The following is a 17,429-nucleotide window of genomic DNA, read 5'->3' on the forward strand; positions in this document are numbered from 1 at the left end:
GAGGAACGACTGACGGAGGAAAGACTCGTGAGCGACCTGCTGAAGCTGACTCCCACCGAGCTGCAGACCCGTGCCAACAACATCAACTCGATGGTGGACGAGATGGCCAGCTACTTCGACCGGGAGCTGACCGCCCTGCAGGGCACCGACTGGCAGGGCGCGGCCGGCGACGCCTACAAGGACATGTTCGGGAACGCCCGGCGCTCGTTCAAGGGCGTGGAGGACAACCTCCGGGGCTGCTCGAACCTGCTGGTGAGCATGAAGGACGGCTTCCAGGAGATGGACGCCACCATGGCCCGCCGCGTCGCCTCCGGCGGCGCCTGAAGCCACTCTCGACGTCCACGAAGGCCGGGAGCGCAGCACGCGCCCCGGCCTTCTGTCGCGCCCGGGCCTGGTGGGGCCGGGACGCCGGGCCTGCGCCTACTGGATGCCCAGCTCGCGGAGGGCTTCGGGCACCGACTCGTACGCCGGCCGGATCGCCCGGATGGCGGTGGGGGTGACCACGAAGATCACACCACCGGTGCCCGGCGGGGTGACCACCCACCGGCCGTCGCCGGCGTCGGCCCATTCCCAGTTCTGGAGGTCGGCGGGCCGGATCATGCCCTGGCCCTCGATCCAGCCGGCCAGCTGGTCGGCCACGTCGTCGGACGGCTCGGCCGGGTCCGGTTCCGCGGCCAGCCGCTCCAGCGACGGCTGCAGCTCGTCGGCCACCCACTGCAACGTGGCGCGGCCCGTGCCGAGGTACCTCGACGAGTGGGCCATGGCGAAGGCGTCGAGGTCGGCGTCGGCGACCGTGGGGTCGGCCAGGAGCGCCTGCAGCTCTCCGAGGGCGTCGGCACCCCGCTCGAGGCCCTCGACCTTGGTGTAGTCGTCGAGCTCGGCGGCGAGCGTCGTGTCGCCCAGGACGTAGGCGCTCAGCAGGTACACGACCTCGGGGCAGCGGGCGGTGAGCGTGTCGGTCATCGGTCGGTCCACCCTACGAGACGCCGGCCGGGCCGGCGACGGTGGGCGGGAACGTGGGCGGCGGCGGGGGTGCCACGAGGCTCGGCTGCGCCTTCACGATGAGGTAGGCGGGCCACGAGCCCGGGGGACGCCGCTCGAGCACCACCTTGACGCCGGTGGCCGGCACGCTGGTGCTCTGGCCCTGCACCATGGCTCGGCCGGTGACGGACGAGAAGGGCTGGTCGATCGTGAGGCGGGCGTCCGTCGAGCCCTGGAGCCACTGGTCGACCCGGGCCTGGTTGGAGCCGATCGCCTGGTCGACCCAGAAGTCGGCGGTGTGGCCGTTGTCGAAGGTCGAGTGGTAGGGCAGGTCGGGGTTCTGCCACAGCCGGTGCTCCATGAACGAGTCGGCGGCGCCCATGTGCTCGGTCAGGGCGGGGCCGGGTTGGCCCCCCGTCAGTGAGGGGAGCCCATCGTGCATGGCCAGGGTCCCGCCCTCGAACCGGTACGGGGTGATGTTCGACTGGAAGGGCCCGTCGATCGGGGCGCTCGGCACGGCCCGGTACTGGTCCAGCGGGCTGTCGGTGCGCCACACCATCTCGTCGGGGCGGCGGAACATCGACTGCACGAACCTGACCCGGTTCGGGTACTGCGGCGGCCACGGCCGGTACACCGGGGGTTTCGGCTGCGGATCGACCCACCGCAGCGTGCCGTCCGGGGCGACCTCGGCGCCGAACACGTGGGCGGCACCGCGCTGAGCGACGCCGTTCACCATGTACGGCTCCCAGCCGACGCCGACGATGGCGACCGTGCCCGGCGGATGCCCTCGCAACTGGAGGGCGACGTGGCTCCACGCCCGCTGCTGGAAGAGGCCGAGGTCACCGAGGTTCTGGGCGTAGATGGTGTTGTTGGGCACCGCTCCGGCCCACCACGCGGTGAGGTCGGCCTCGAAGAACGCCCGGTCGCCCGAGGCCGCGTAGGGCTGGGCGCCCTGGCGGGCGTCGGCGTAGGCCCGCATGTTGTCGGTGCAGTTGGTCCCGTAGGCGTTCATCCCCCCGTTGCCGGCGTTGAAGTGGGGGTTGACGAAGTCGAGCCACTGCTCCGGGTTCTCGCGTCCGAACTGCTCGATCGCGTCGGCGAGCCGTTGGTCGGCGCCGGGGGTCGGAGCGAACCGGTGGGGGTAGAGGTCGCTGACCCGCTGGCCCACGTCGACGGGGGAGGGGTGGAACACCTGCCGCACGTACTGCTGCTGGATCAGCAGATCGATCTGGTGCGTGGGGTGGAGGTGCGCCGGTGCCTGCCCGGGCGGCGGGGGCGTCTCCATCCTCACGCTCTTGGGGAAGAGCGACTCCTTCAGGCCCTTGAGCTTGCGGTTGATCTGCCACCACTTGGCGGGGGTCTCCGGCTTGATGACCGGCCGGAACCCGGGGTTGAGGCGCGGCGGAGGGACGGGCTGGAGCGGCGCCGGCGTGCTGTCCGGACGCGGCGGCACCTGGGCCGTGCCGTCGACGGCCGTGCCATCGACGGGCTCCGGGGAGCTCGACGGCTGACCGTCCGGTGCCGGGTGTCCGTCCGGTGCCGGCCGACCGGGCGCGTCGGGTGCGCCTCTCGGTCCGGCACCCCCTCCGGTCCCCCCGGGCACGTCGACGTCACGGGCCCCGGGCGGTGCTGCCGGGTCGGCCTCTCCGCCCCGGACCCCCGGGCTCTCCGGTTCACCGGCCCGTGCGGCGGGGGTGGTGGGGCTGCCGGGTTCACCGGCCCGCGGGCCGGGAACCTCTTCGCCGGTCCGGGGCCCGGACGGCTGGTCGACGGGTCGGGGCCCGGTCGGCTGGGCCGGATCAGCGGGTCGAGCAGCGGGCGGCTCGACGGGCCGGCCTCCCGGCGGCTCGGTGGGGCGTCCGACGGGTGGGTCGGTGGGTCGAGCAGCGGGCGGCTCGGTGGGGCGTCCAGTGGGTGGGTCGGCAGGTCGAGCGGCGGGCGGCTCGACGGGGCGGGCGGGGGGACTGACATCGGCGGGGCCGCCGGTGCGGGCCTGGGGGGCCGCCGGGGTGTCGGCCCGGGACTGTGGGGTCGTCGGGTCGGTGGTGCGGGGGCCGCCGGGGACGTCGGGGCCGGGGTCGGGGCCGCCACTCGGCGGGAGGCCTTCGGGGCCCGGCGGCTCGCCGGTCTCGGTCCAGTGCCGGGGCGGCCGGCTGCCGGTGGTGAGCCGGTAGTCGTCGAGGTGGGTGAGGGTCTCGTTGAGCGCCTCCCCGCTGCCGCCGTCGTTGCCGCCCGAGCCCTTCCCGCCGGCGGCGGGGTTGCCAGGCCGGTACTCCCCGGGTCGGGGCTGGTAGACGACCACCCGCACGCCGCTCGACTCGAGCTGCAGCAGGTCGCCGGTGGTGGTGCGGTCGGCGATCCGGGGCGGCTCGTAGGCGTGGGGGACGTGCAGCTCGATGTCGACGTTGCGGAGCGCGGCGTCCCAGTCGACCTGCGAGATGCGCGGCGGGCGCACCAGGGCCCCGGGCAGCTCGCGGGTGACGTAGTTGGTGATGGTCGTGGGGCACCGGGTGTTGCACGGCGACCGGTTGATCACGAGGTTCACCGGCACCCGGTTGCCCGTGGCGGCCGCCAGCTCGGCGGCGTCCTGCACGGCCCGCTGGAGATCGCCCGACTGGATGACGACGTCCTCGGCGTGGAGCCCGTTGCCGCTGAACCGGACGGCGTTGCCGGGGTTGGCGGCGATGCTCGGGTCGGCTGCCCGCATGCTCGGCGGGATCTGGCCGTCGACGGTGACGAACCCGGCCGTGAGGTCGCGGGCGTCCCGGGGCAGGCGGCTGGTGGGGCCGTGGAAGTGGTCGCCCACGCGGGTCCCGTCGGGCAGGAGGGCGTTGCCCTGCAGGCCCGGGTCGGCGATGTCGTGCCACTGGCTGGGCCGGCGTGGGGGGAACCGCGGCGGTGGGGCTCCCGCACCGGGACCACCGGGGCCACCCGGGCCGGAGCCGCCGGGCCCGGTGGGACCGCCGGGGCTGCTCGGGACGGAGCTGCCGGGCCCGACTGCACCGGACGGGACCGGCGCGCGGACGGCCGGTGCCGGGGTCGAGGCGCCGGCTGCCGCGGCGGCGGGGGCGGAGGAGGGCGACGAGACGACGGCGGCCGCGGCCGGCTCGAGCTCGGGGTCGAGGCGGGCCGCCGGGTCCTCGACGGCACGGGCCGGGGGTGCTTCCATCTGCGTCCGGGCCGGGACGTCGTCGGCGCCCCGGACCACCGGCTGGTCACCGAGGTGGATCGGCTCGAAGTCGTCGAGGCCGGTGCCGGTGGGGGCGTCGACGCGGGGCTGGTCGAGGGCGTTGACCCGGGGGCCTTCCCCGAGGTGGATGGGGGCGAAGGCCTCGGGGTCGGCGACACGGGCCGGTGTGTCGACCGGCTGCGCCGGAGCTTCGGTCCGGGGTTGGCCGGCCGGCTGGGCCGCTGTGTCGACGCGGGGTTGGTCGACGGCGCCGACGGGGCTGTCGGCCGGGTTGACGACGTTCGGATCACCCGCGGCGGTGGTCGTCGTGTCGACCCGGGGCTGGTCGACGGTCTGGCCCGGGGCGGCCGGGTTGTCGGCCGGGTTGACGACGTTCGGGTCGCCGGCCGTCGTGGTGGTGTCGGCGGGGTTGTCGCCGGCCGTCGTGGTGGTGTCGGCGCCGGTGTTGTCGCCCGCTCCGGTGTTCGCCCCGGGGTTGTCGCCCGCTCCGGTGTTGGCGCCGGGGTTGTCGCCCGCTCCGGTGGTGGTCGTGCTGGTGTTGACCGGCTCGCCGGCTCCCGTGGTGCTCGTACCGGTCGGGAGGTCGTCGATACCCGAGGCCGGGATCTCGACCCTCGGGCCGTCGACGTTGGTCGGGACGATCGTCGGTGTGTCCGGCGTCGAGACCGGGACGGTCGGTGCGTTGCGGGCCGCCTTCCACGCGATGCCGCCCGCGACGCCCCCGCCCAGGATGCCGCCGACGCCGGCGTCGATGCCGATGCTGGTCCAGTCGAGGACCGGCTGCCCGTTGATCGCCCGGGTGGTCATGCCGGCGCCCACGTTGACGACGGCCTCCGTGGCGGCCACGGTGCTCACCCGGGCGAGTGTGGGCATGGCGACCGAGGAGAGGCCCTTGGCGGCCAGCCCGGAGAGCCCGGCGCTGAGGGCGCCGATGCCGGCATCGATGAACACCTGCTTCCAGCTGACCTCGCCGGTCATCCCCATCTGCATGGAGTACGAGGCGCCGCCGCCGATCAGGGCGCCGCCGAGCAGCATCAGGCCGACGCCCAGGGGACCGCCGACCGGGATCACGGTGAGGACGACGCCCAGCGCCACCACGCCGATGCCGGCGACGACCTTCCAGTGCTTCTCCCACCAGCCCTTCTTGAAGTCGGCGCGGACCTCGGCGAGGGCCTCGTCGCTCAGGGCCTGGAGGCCCAGGGGATCGCAGAAGTTGACCGGGTCGTTGGCGGCGTAGTGGTAGGTGTTGTGGGTCCAGGGTGCGCCGGGGACCGGCGGCAGCGGGTCCGGGGAGAGGAAGCTGCGGGTCGTCGGGTCGTAGGCGCGGGCGCGCAGCCACACCAGGCCGTCGATGCTGAGCTCCTGTCGGTGCCCGAACGCCAGGTCGGAGCCCGGGATGAGGACCGGGCCGCCACCCTGCGCCCGTCCCGCCCGGCCCCACGGGTCGAGGCCGGGGACGTCGTAGCGGTCGTCGACGGCGGGGAGCCAGTCGGGCATCCCGTCCGGTGCGACCAGGGCCGGCGCCACGGGTGCGCCGGGGGCCCCGGTGATGCGCTGGCCGGCGACGCCGACCAGGCGCGGCACGGGGTCGGTCGCGGCGTCCCAGGCCAGGGCGGTGTTGTCGACCGCGCACAGCCGCCCGAGGATGTCGTAGTCGAGCTGGTGGACGGTGGGGTCGTCGACGCCCACGGGTTCGATCAGGACGGCGCTGAGCCGGCCGCTGTCGGCGTCCCAGGTGTAGGAGCGGGTGCCGGCGGGGCCGACCTCCGACTCGCGGCGACCGGCGAGGTCCCAGGCCACGCGGGTGGTGCCGTCGTGGTCGTCGAGCTCGGTGAGCTGCCCGGCGGCGTCGTAGGTGAAGGCGCGGCGACCGTCGGGCGTGTCCTCGGTGGCGAGCCGGCCGGCGGCGTCCCAGCCGAACCGCCAGGTCGAGTCGTCGCGGCGGACCTCGGTGAGCTGCCCGGCGGGGTCGTAGCGGTAGTCGACGGTCGTGCCGTCGCCGTGGCGGGCGCGGGTGATCCGGCCGGTCACGTCGCGCACGTAGCGGACCTCGGCAGCGAGCGCGGCCGCGGCCTCGTCGGCGGAGCGGACCCGGGCCCAGGCGCTGAGCTGGCCGTGCCGCCAGGTGCGGCGCTCGTCGAGGCCGGCGCCGACGACGCGGGTGGCGCGGCCGGCGGCGTCGCGCTCGACGACCACCCGGCCGAGCGCCGGGTCGGTGACGGTGACGGGGCGGCCGCCGGCGTCGAGGCGGAAGTGGGTGGTGGCCGGCTCCTGGCCGGGCAGCTCCAGGGTGTGGGCGACGAGGCGGCCCGCGGGGTCGTAGGTCCAGCCCTGGGTGGCGGTGATGGTGGTCTCGCCGACGAGGTTGCCGTCGACGTCCCACTCGTGGCGCAGCAGCACCTGGCCGTCGGGTGTGGCGACCTCGCTGATCCGGCCCAGCTCGTCGCGCACCAGCGCCGGGCCGTCGGCGTCCCCGCCTTCGCCGGAGGCATCGGAGGCATCGGGCTCGTCGCTGTCGTCGAGGAGCTCGTGGACGGTGCCGTCGGGCTCGGTGATCGACACCAGGCGCCCGTCGACGTCGTAGACGCGGGTCGTCTCCCGGCCCAGCGGGTCGACGGTGGCCGTCAGCCGGCCGCAGGCGTCGTAGACGTGGGTCGTGCGAGCGCCGAGGGGGTCGATCTCGGCCACCAGGTTGTCGCGGCCGTCGTACTCGTAGGTGGTGGTGCCGCCGTTGGCGTCGGTGGTGGCGATCGTGCGGCCGGCGGCGTCGTGGGCGATCCGGGTGACGCCCCCGGTGGGCGACGTGACGGCGACCTGCCGGCCGGCGGCGTCGTACTCGTAGGTGGTGGTGCCGCCGTTGGCGGTGGTGGAGGAGACGACCCGGCTGCAGGCGTCGTAGCTGTGGCGGGTGCGGTCGCCGGTGGCCTCCAGCAGCTCGACGACGTTGCCGTCGGCGTCGTAGCGGACCCGGGTGCGGCTGCCGGTCGGGTCGATCATCTCGGCCATCCGGCCGCAGTCGTCGTAGCGGTAGCGGGTGATGCTGCCGGTGGGGCCGGTGGCCAGCGACAGGCGCCCGCCCGGCGTGTAGCCGAACCGGGTGGTGGCGCCGCTGGGCTGGACCAGCACGGCGACGCGGCCGCAGCCGTCGTACTCGGAGCGGGCCTCGGTGCCGTCGGCCCGGCCCAGGGTGGCGACGTTGCCGGCGGCGTCGTAGCCGACCGTGACCTCCGCCGCGTCGGGGAGGCCGGCGAAGCCGGCGGCGAGGAACATCTGGAAGGGCAGTGCGTCGGGGTCCTGGCGGGCGGTGGGCCCGAGGAGGCTGCCGGCGTGGGCGGCGGTGAGGGCGAGGGGCCGCCCGGCCTCGTCGCGGGGGATCTCCTGGCGCTTGCCGGACGGGGCGTCGGTGGCGCTGACCTCGCCCTCGGGGTCGTGGCGCCGGTGCCAGGTGTGGCCGAGCGGGTCGACGGTGGCGACGGGGCGCTGGCAGCCGTCGTGCTCGGTGCGCCACGTGTGGCCGAGGGGGTCGAGGATCGCGGCGACGTTGCCCTGGGTGTCGTAGTCGTAGCGGGTGGTCCCGCCGAGCGGGTCGACGACCTCACTGCGCTCGCCGTGGGCGCCGTAGCGGGTCTCCTCGCGGTTGCCGAGCGGGTCGACGACGGCCAGCACGCGGCCGGCGGGGGAGTGCTCGGTGCGCCACACGCTGCCGTCGGGGTCGGTGCGGGTGACGACGCGGCCGGCGGCGTCGTGGCCGAAGCGCACGACGTGGCCGAGCGGGCTGGTGACGGCGGCGGTCTGGCCGTGGGCGTTGTACTCGTAGCGACGGACGCCACCGGACGGGTCGGTGCTGGTGACCACCCGGCCCTCGTCGTCGTAGGTGAACGAGAGGCGGTAGCCGTCGGGGTCGGTCACGGCCAGCACCAGGCCGTCGTCGCCGAGCTCGGTGCGGACGGTGCCACCCTCGGGGTCGCGCATCGACGACGGCCGCCGCTGGTCGCCGTCGTAGCCGTAGGTGGTGGTGCCGGCCGGGGTGGTCACGGCGACGAGGCGGTGCCGGTCGTCCCAGGCCTGCTCCTCCCAGGTGCCGCCGGGGAGCTCGGTCCGGACCTGCCGGCCGTGCTCGTCGTAGGTGTAGCGGGTGACCCCACCCCGGCGGTCGGTCATCGCCGCCACCTGACCGCCGGCGGTCCACAGGTTGGTGGTCGTGCCGCCCTCGCCGTCGACGACCTGCTCGAGCTGGCCGCGCTCGTCGTGGTACCAGGCGTTGAGCGGGCCGCCGTCGGTGTCGTCGACCTCGGTGACCAGGCCGGGCCGGTACCAGAAGCGGATCCGGCGCCCGAAGGGCGTGAGCTGCTGGACCACCCGGCCCTGGATGTCGTAGTTGTTGCGGGCCTCCACCACACCGTCCGCGTCGACGACCGCGGTGATGCGACCCTTGTCGTCCCACTCGTAGGTGCGCCGGCCCTGGGGGCCGTCGCAACCGGTGAGCTGGCCGGCCTCGTCGTAGGCGTAGGTGACCTTGCGCCCGTCGTCGGCCTCGACGGCGACGACACGGGTGCGGGCGGCGTCCCAGGTGAGGGTGACGCCGCGGCCGCGCACGTGCCGCATGCCGAGCAGCTGCTCGCCCCGCCACGACAGCCGCATCTGGTCGCCGGGGCCCTTGTCGAGCAGGGTGGGCCGACCATCGGCGTCGAAGTGCCAGGTGAGGTCCTCGAGGGGGAAGACGAGGCGGAGGGGCGCTGCGGGGTGCTCGGGGTGGTGCTCGACGTGGCCCTGGGTGCCGGGGAGGGTCCCGTCGGCCATGGGGATGCGGCCGGCCTGGCCGTCGGGGCCCAGCCAGGTGGCGAAGCGCTCGGACGCCGACAGCACCAGCCGGGCCGAGGCGATGCTCGACCAGCCCGGACCGAACGGGCCGACGAACCGGTGGCGGCTGTTGTAGGTGCGCCGGAACCCGAACCACCCGAAGGCGGGCCCGAAGCCGAGGTCGTCCTCGACCTCGTAGAAGTTGCCGGACGCCGTGTTGACCGGATCGTTGGAGAAGCCCGACGTGGTCGGGATGCCGGTGAGCTTCACCTGGTCGATCGTCATGTCGGGCCGCGGGCCCGTCAGCCCCGCCGCCGCCAGCGCCGCCTGGATCTCGGTGTCGGTGGCCTCGCGGCCGAGCCGCGCGTCGGTGTCCTCGAACACCTGGGCGACGGTGTTGAGGTAGTCGATGTCCTTGCCGTTCAGGTCGACCCAGGTGAGGATCTGCCCGAGCAGGGCGGCCGCGTCGAGCGCCCCGAACTCCTTGCTGTTGTTGAACCCGTTGTGCGCGCCGCTCAGGGTCTCCTGCGCGGTGCGGATGGCCGTGTCGAGCTTGCCCAGCTCGCCCGCGGCCGACCGCAGGGTCCCGATCCTCGCCGACAGTGATGCCACGATTCCGCCGCCGTCCCCTCAGGCCTCGACGGTGGCCGGTGGTGCCTCGAGGAACGGCTCCTCCACCTTCTCCGGCATCGGGCCGATCTCGGGGATCGACTCCCAGTCGGGGTCGTTGCCGATGAGGTCGTTGAACGAATCCCACACGCTGTCGTTGTTGCGGTAGCTCTCGCGCCGCTCCAGCCACTCGCGGGCGGCCTGGCGCCGCTCGTTCTCGCGGCGGGCGGCGGCGAGCAGGTTCTTCTCGCCGATGCCGGTGGTGGCCAGCTGGGCGAACCCTTCCTGGAACGCCTCCGGCACCGACGTGGTGTTGCCGTCGATCATCGCCGCCGCCTGGTACAGCGCCCCGCAGATCTCGGCGCCGTCCTTGTAGCCCTGCTCGAAGCGGGCCGCGTAGGCCTCCTGGGTCTGGCCGACCCACTGGGTGGCCGCCGCCACGACGTGGTCCATGCGCCCCTTGTTCTGCCCCCAGATCGTGTTGGCCGCCGTGCGGTACGCCGTCGCCAGCGTGGTGTAGACGGTCAGGTCGAGGTCCGGGAGGGCCTTCAGGTCATCGCCCATGCCGCCAAGATGTCACTCCTGCGCGCGGAAAGTGCCGCGCCCTCGGAGGACTTGGGTCAGTCGCGGCGGACGGTGGTGGGGGAGGCGCCCCGGATGCAGGCCGCGGGGCTGAGCGCCTCGTCGGGCAGGTCGGCGGCGAGGAGCGCCGGGGCCGGCGGCGGGTTCGACGTGGTGGTCACGGCGAAGCAGTAGCCGTTGGCGGCGGCCAGCGAGTTGCCGGGCACCAGCAGCGCCGTGCCGGTCTCGGCGGGGAGCAGGCGGGGTGTCTCGGTCTCCGACAGGACCAGCACCATCTGGTTGCCGTCGGAGCCGCCGTCCCAGTCGAGCTGCACGCCCGACGGGTTCTCCACCGCGGTGACCGCGACGTGGGGGATCTCCTCGTCGGCGGGTGGTGCCCCCGACGTGGCGGAGGCGTCCGCGTCGTTGGCGGCGTCGCTCTCGGCCGGGTCCTTCGTGGTGACCGCCCAGGCCAGCCCGGCGCCCAGCACGACGACCAGCGCCACCAGCACGATCACCGGCAGTGCCCGCATCGGCGGGGCGGCGGTGGTCGGGGCGTCGCCGTCGCGGGGCCGCAGGTCCAGGCTCTGCACCCCGGCGAACGGCGACCGCACCTCGGTGCCGGGCGGGGCAGCGAGGTCCTGCCACGACGGTGACGGGGCCGGTTCCACCGCGGTTGCCGGCGCCGCGGGTTCGAGGACGGAGGCGCTGTCGGGCCCGCTCACCGGGCCCCAGGCGGAGTCGGCACCCTTGGCGTGGGAGTCGAACGACCGGACCTTCGGCGCCGGAGCCGGCTCGCCGCGCATCTCGGCGCGGGCCTCGGGGGTCATCCCGAACTCGAACGCCTCGCCGTTCACGTGGTCGGTCGACGGTGGCGGCGCGAACGAGTCGCCCGAGCCCAGGTCGACGTATCCCGAGCGAACGACGGGCGCTTCGGGCGGCGGCGCTGCCCACGTCGGCACCGGGAGGGAGTCGAGGTCGAACGACTCGGGCCCGGCCGCCGGGGCCGACGTCGGGGGTGGGAACGGGTCGAAGCCGTTGCCGTTGGGCCCGGGCAGCGGGTCCGGTGGGGCGGGGAAGGGGTCGAAGCCGTTGCCGTTGGGCCCGGGCGGTGGTGCCGGTGGGGCGGGGAAGGGGTCGTGGCCGAAGCCGTTGGATCCGGGCGGCGGGTCGAACGGGTTCGACGTCGGCGGTGGGAACGGGCCGGGATCGAAGCCGTTCGACGGGGCCGACGTGGGGGGCGGGAACGGGCCGGGGACGAGGGGCTCGGGCAGCGGGGGAGGGGCGGTCGGCAGCGGCGTCGGGGGCTCGGCGGCCACAGGGGGAGCAGGCGCCGGTGTCGGCTCGGGTGCCGCGGCATCCGGCTCCTCGGGGGCCGGCACGAAGACCCGCTGCATCGGCTGGCTCGGCGGCGCCGGCTCCACCACCGGGGCGACCGCCAGCCGGGGCTCGGTCGAGGCGTCGCTGGCCAGGCGGATGCTGGCGGCCACGTCGAGCACGATCGGCTGCGACACCGGCAGGCCCAGCTCCTTCTGGCACGACTGCAGCTCGCGGGCGAACGCCAGCGCCCGGGCCTGCCGGTCCTCCGGCTCCGACCGCAGCGCCCGTCGCAGGGTCTCCTCCAGCGAGCCCGGCACGTCGGACCGCCCCAGCGGCGGCACGTCGTGCTGCAGGATGCGGACCAGCAGCGCCGCCGTCGTGTCGTCGTCGCCCCGCTGGTACGGCGCCCGGCCCGCGAGCGCGGCGTACAGGGTCGAGGCCAGGGCGTAGACGTCGGTGGCCGGGATCACCGGCCGCGCCTCCAGCACCTCGGGCGGGGCGTGGAACGACATCGGGCTCACGAGAGCGGCCAGCCCACCCCGGTCGACCAGCGGCACCAGGCCCAGGTCGGCCAGCGCCGGCTCACCCTCGTTGGACAGCAGCACCCGGGCGGGATGGATGCCGCCGTGCACCACCTCGGCCCGGTGGGCGGTCTCCAGGGCCCCGGCGAGCTGGACGCCCATGTGCAGCACGTCGTCGATCGACTGCGGCTGGCGGCCCTCCACCCGGGTCTGCAGCGTGCCCCGCTCGTAGATCTCCGTGGCCACGTAGGGCTGGCGCTCGAAGGTGAGGCCGCTCTCCAGCATCGTGACGATGTGCGGGTGCGCCCCGAGCCTCCGGGCGACCTCGAACGACCGGTCGAAGCGGCGCTGGGCGCGTTCGTTGGGCAGAGCTGTGGTGTAGACGGTCAGCGCCACCCAGCGGCCCAGGGCGTCGGCCTGCGCGCTGTAGATGGTGCTCGTAGGTCCGTATCCCAGCGGTGATAGGGCGCGAAACCCCGAAATCTCTGGCGCAGCGGCAAGGGCCATCGGGGAGGCGAGAGTACTTGCTCCCGCACGCCCCGACAGCAACAGTCTTGTAACGATCGTCGAAAATGCGCGTACTCAGGAAGGCTTTCTCATGATCACGCGTTGACGACGCGCTCCGCGGCCGAGTCCTCGATGCGGCGCACCCGGTCCTTCGGGAGGATGTGCCAGAGGTGGTCGGTCACCTCGTCCCAGTCGGCGAGCAGGGCGAGCGAGCGGGCGGACCCGGTGAGCTCGGCGTGCCGCTCGACCAGCCAGCGCACCTCCTGCAGCCCCGACTCGTCGGGCCGCACGGCGTCGACCAGGTCGGTGTTCACGCGGCTCACGAGCCGCTCGAAGCGGTCGTCGAACACGAACGCCTGGCCGCCGGTCATGCCCGCGCCCAGGTTGGCGCCCACCGGGCCGAGCACCACGACGGTGCCGCCGGTCATGTACTCGCAGCAGTGGTCGCCCGCCGCCTCGACGACCGCCGTGGCCCCCGAGTTGCGGACGCCGAAGCGCTCGCCCACGCCGCCGGCGATGAACATCTCGCCGTCGGTGGCCCCGTAGAGGCAGGTGTTGCCGGCGAGGATGGGCAGGTCGGACACGTCGTCGTCGGGCGGGCGGATCACCACGAGGCCGCCGCCCATGCCCTTGCCGACGTAGTCGTTGGCCTCGCCGGTGAGGTGGAGCTCCACGCCGTGGGCCAGCCACGCGGCGAAGCTCTGCCCGGCGGTGCCGGTGAGCGTGACCCGGGCCGACCCGCGGGGCGGCCGCTCCCCGTACTCCAGCGCCAGGGCGCCCGACAGCGCGGCGCCGAAGGCCCGGTCGGCGTTCGAGATGCGGTACGACAGGTCGACCCGGTCGCCGTCCCAGATGTGGCGGTAGGCATCGGCCAGCAGCTGGTCGCCCAGGTCGGACCGGGGGTCGAGGATGGCGACCCGCTCCACGAAGCGGCGGGGCTCGTCGGGCGTCGCCGGGTCGACGGGATCGACCAGCAGCGGTGACAGGTCCATGGCGTCGGCCCGGTCGTTGCCGGTGACCTTCTGGCGCAGCAGGTCGACGCGCCCGATGGCCTCGTCGAGCGAGCGCAGGCCCAGCGTCGACAGGTGCCGCCGCACCTCCTCGGCCATGAACATGAAGTAGGCGGCGACGCCCTCGGGCGTGCCGGCGAAGTTGGCCCGCAGGTGCGGTCGCTGCGTGGCGACGCCCGGCTTGCAGGTGTCGTTGTGGCAGGCCCGCAGCATGATGCAGCCCTCGGCGATCATGGCGCCGGTACCGAAGCTGTACTCGTCGGCGCCGAGCAGGGCCGCGGTGATCACCTGGCGGCCGGTGAGGAAGCCGCCGTCGACCCGCACCCGCACCCGGCTGCGGAGGCTGTTGGCGACCAGCGACTGCTGGGTGTCGGCCAGGCCGATCTCCCAGGGCAGGCCGGCGTGCTTGATCGACGACAGCGGGCTCGCGCCCGTGCCGCCGTTCTGACCCGACAGGTGCACCACGTCGGCCAGCGCCTTCACGCAGCCCGCGGCGATGGTGCCGACGCCGTCCTCGGCCACCAGCTTCACCGACACCTGGGCGGCGTTGACCTGCTTGAGGTCGAAGATGAGCTGGGCGAGGTCCTCGATGGAGTAGATGTCGTGGTGGGGCGGCGGCGAGATGAGGCCGACCCCGGGCTGCGTGTGGCGCAACCGAGCGATCTCCTTCGACACCTTGTGGCCCGGGAGCTGGCCCCCCTCGCCGGGCTTCGAGCCCTGGGCCATCTTGATCTGCAGCTCGTCGGCGTGGGCCAGGTACTCGGGCGTGACCCCGAAGCGGCCCGACGCCACCTGCTTGATCTTCGAGTTCTTGTCGTCGCGGCCCTGGCCCCGGGTGCGGTAGCGGTAGGGGTCCTCGCCGCCCTCGCCGCAGTTCGACCGGGCGCCGATCAGGTTCATGGCCTGCGCCAGTGTCTCGTGGGCCTCCCGGGACAGGGAGCCGTGCGACATGGCGCCGGTCGAGAAGCGCTTGACGATGTCGGTGGCGGCCTCCACCTCGTCGAGCGGCACCGGCTCGCTGGCCGGCACCAGCTCCAGCAGGTCGTGCAGCTCGATCGGCGGCCGCTCCAGCACCAGCTTGGTGAAGGCGTCGTAGCGGTCGGTCGACTCGGAGCGGATCGCCGACTGCAGCACGTGGGCCGCCTGCATCTCGCGGGTGACGCCCTCCGGCGGCTTCTCCTGGACGAGCGTCAGGTCGTTGAGGGCCTGGACGGTGTCCTTGTCCTTGGTGTGGGGCTCGCCGCCCTTGCGCACCCGGTAGTAGCCGGGCGACGCCAGGTCGGGCTCCTCGTCGGTGGCCCAGGCGGCCTCGTGGCGGGTGAGGACGTCGGCGCCCAGCTCGGCCCAGCCGATGCCGCCCACCAGGTTGGGTGTGCCGGTGAAGCACACGTCGACCACCTCGGGGGCCAGGCCCACGACCTCGAAGATCTGGGCGCCCCGGTACGAGTCGACCGTGCAGATGCCCATCTTCGACAGGATCTTGAGGACTCCCGCCTCGGCGGCGGCCTGGAACCGGTGCTGCGCCTCAGGGCTGGTGGCGGGGCCGTAGCGGTTGCGGTCGGCCTCGTCGGCGATGGTGGCCAGCGCCAGGCGGGGGCACAGGGCGTCGGCGCCGAAGCCGAGCAGCGCGGCGATGCCGTGGACGTCGCGGGCGTCGTCGGTGACGACCACCAGCGACGTGCGCGACCGCAGCCGGGCGGCGGTGAGCGCCTGGTGGATGGCGCCGACGGCCAGCAGCGACGGCACGGGGGCGCGCGCCGCGTCGGCCGCGCCGTCGTCGACGATGAGCGTGCCGTGGCCTTCCTCGACCGCGGCCACGGCCGCGGCGGCCAACCGGTCGACGGCGGACCGCAGCCCGCCCGGGCCGTCGGCGACGGGGAACGTGGCGTCCATCCGCCCGACGCGCCAGGGCGCGATGCCGCCCTCGGCGATGTGCTCGACGCCCGACGGGTACACGAAGAACGAGGGGAGCGACAGCAGCCGCGCCGCGTCGGGGTGCTCGGTGAGCAGCGGCTTGCGGGGCCCGAGGGTGGTCCGCAGGCTCATCACGACCTTCTCGCGCAGCGGGTCGATCGGCGGGTTGGTGACCTGGGCGAAGCGCTGCCGCACGTAGTGGCTGATGGGCCGGGTGCGGGGGGCCATGTTGGGCAGCGGCGAGTCGTCGCCCATGGAGAAGGTGGGCTCGTAGGCCTCGCTGGCCATCTCCTTGAGGACCATGGCCAGCTCCTCCTTGGTGAACCCGTGCATCACCTGGCGCTGCGCCAGGTCGACGGGCACCTCGAGGGAGGGTTCGCCGGTGGGGACCTTGTAGAAGCCGTCGGAGGCCCACCGGGCGTAGGGCGCGCCGGCGGCGATGCGCTCCTTGCAGGCCAGGTTGTCGAGGACGCCCCGGGTGGGGTCGACGAACAGCATCTGGCCGGGACCGAGCCGGCCCCGGGTGACGCCGCCGTGGCCGCTCAGGTCGACCGCCCCCACCTCGGAGCACACGGCGATGAAGCCGTCCTCGCAGACGGCGTAGCGCAGGGGGCGCAGGCCGTTGCGGTCGAGGCAGGCGCCGACACCGACGCCGTCGGTGAACACCAGGCCGGCGGGGCCGTCCCACGGCTCGAGCAGCGCCGAGTGGTAGCGGTAGAAGCCGCGGACGTCGGCGTCGACGTCGCGGACGTTCTCCCACGCCTCGGGCACGGCCATGGCCATGGCGTGGCGGATGTCGCGCCCGCCCCGCATCAGCAGCTCGACCAGCGAGTCGAGCTTGCCGGAGTCGGAGTCGTCGGCGTCGAGCAGCGGCTGGTACAGCTCCTCGTCGCCCAGGCCGGCGGCCACGGTGCCGAGCTCGGCCCGGCCCTTCATGCGGTTCTCGTTGCCCCACAGGGCGTTGATCTCGCCGTTGTGGCACAGGGTCCGGAACGGCTGGGCCCGCTCCCAGCTCGGCAGGGTGTTGGTGGAGAAGCGCTGGTGGAAGACGGCGAAGGAGGCGGCGAAGCGGTCGTCGGCCAGGTCGGGGTAGAAGTCGGCCACGGCGTCGGCGGCGGCCAGGCCCTTGTAGACGAGCGTGCGGAACGAGCACGACGTCACGTAGACGCCCAGCGTGGCGCGCTCGATGCGGCGCCGGAACCGCAGGGCCCGGCGCTCGTCCTGCGCCAGCGGCACCTCGGCGGCATCCTCGAAGACCACCTGCACGACGTGCGGGGCGCTCCGGCGGGCCAGGTCGCCCAGCGCCGCCGGCTCGACCGGCACCTCGCGCCATTCGACGACCGCCAGGTCCTCCTCCTTGGCCGCGGTCTCGACCGCGGGGCGGGGGTCGTCGCCCCGCACGAACAGGACGGCAACTCCGGTGCGCTCGCCGAAGATGGCCCGGGGGATCGGCGTGAGCAGGCCGCTGCCGTCGCCGGTGCGGGCATCGGCGGCGACGGCGCCGCGGTGCTTCACGCAGGCCAGGCCGTGCAGCGCGGCGGTGACGATGGAGCGGGACACCCGACCCTGACCATCAGCAACGAAGCCGATGCCACAGGCGTCGAGTTCGCGGGTGGGGACTAGCGGCAACGACGCGTCTCCTGGGGTGTGGAAGCCGACATGGGCGCCGTTGCCCGGGAGCGCCCCATCCGGAGCGCCGCCAGACTACCCGACGACCACTGTGGAGGATGCCTCCCATTTCCCCCGCCGCCTCCCCCCGTGCGACCCGCACGACGCTGGGTGAACGGGGGTCGATCGGGGCTCGGATAGCGAGAGCTCGTCCGATCGGCTTTGGTCAGAAACATCGAAGCTTCATTACCTATCTACAACAGCTAATTGCGGTAGTTCGTTCACAGATGCGACATCTACGCGTGACAGCGCGTTCCTACGTTCGGTGGCGAATCGGGCCACGCGCCTGACTCTGAACACCTCACGAAAGGAAGTCACGCATGCTCATCATGAGTTTGCCGGGACTCG

At 74.1% G+C, this 17,429-nt stretch carries 6 protein-coding genes; 1 reads left to right on the forward strand and 5 read right to left on the reverse strand.

The features are described 5' to 3' along the window. Nucleotides 1-27 precede the first annotated feature (27 nt). On the forward strand, nucleotides 28-324 hold the full coding sequence (locus tag VK611_27790) for a WXG100 family type VII secretion target (protein ID HMG45166.1): 297 nt from the start codon (nucleotides 28-30) through the stop codon (nucleotides 322-324). Between the two features lie 96 nt (nucleotides 325-420). Here VK611_27790 and VK611_27795 read toward each other — a convergent pair whose 3' ends face one another. The 5 genes from VK611_27795 to VK611_27815 all read right to left on the reverse strand — a co-directional run bounded on the left by VK611_27795 (nucleotide 421) and on the right by VK611_27815 (nucleotide 17,042). Further along, nucleotides 421-963: a hypothetical protein gene (locus VK611_27795; protein HMG45167.1), complete on the reverse strand. Its 543-nt coding sequence runs from the start codon at nucleotides 961-963 to the stop codon at nucleotides 421-423. 13 nt (nucleotides 964-976) lie between these two features. Beyond that, complete coding sequence (locus VK611_27800; GenBank protein HMG45168.1) at nucleotides 977-9,583, reverse strand: RNase A-like domain-containing protein; 8,607 nt, start codon at nucleotides 9,581-9,583, stop codon at nucleotides 977-979. Nucleotides 9,584-9,601: 18 nt separating this feature from the next. Continuing rightward, complete coding sequence (locus VK611_27805; protein HMG45169.1) at nucleotides 9,602-10,144, reverse strand: hypothetical protein; 543 nt, start codon at nucleotides 10,142-10,144, stop codon at nucleotides 9,602-9,604. Nucleotides 10,145-10,200: 56 nt separating this feature from the next. Further along, complete coding sequence (locus VK611_27810) at nucleotides 10,201-12,489, reverse strand: serine/threonine-protein kinase (protein ID HMG45170.1); 2,289 nt, start codon at nucleotides 12,487-12,489, stop codon at nucleotides 10,201-10,203. A gap of 95 nt (nucleotides 12,490-12,584) precedes the next feature. After that, nucleotides 12,585-17,042: a glutamate synthase-related protein gene (locus tag VK611_27815; GenBank protein ID HMG45171.1), complete on the reverse strand. Its 4,458-nt coding sequence runs from the start codon at nucleotides 17,040-17,042 to the stop codon at nucleotides 12,585-12,587. Nucleotides 17,043-17,429 lie beyond the last annotated feature (387 nt).

It is taken from the genome of Acidimicrobiales bacterium (assembly GCA_035316325.1).
Lineage (GTDB): Bacteria > Actinomycetota > Acidimicrobiia > Acidimicrobiales > VFJN01 > DASXTK01.

What these genes read in the sequence shown, in the direction of transcription:
- VK611_27795 (HMG45167.1), bottom strand. Translation starts at nt 963, where the DNA reads ATGACCGACACGCTCACCGCCCGCTGCCCCGAGGTCGTGTACCTGCTG.
- VK611_27805 (HMG45169.1), bottom strand. Translation starts at nt 10,144, where the DNA reads ATGGGCGATGACCTGAAGGCCCTCCCGGACCTCGACCTGACCGTCTAC.
- VK611_27810 (HMG45170.1), bottom strand. Translation starts at nt 12,489, where the DNA reads ATGGCCCTTGCCGCTGCGCCAGAGATTTCGGGGTTTCGCGCCCTATCA.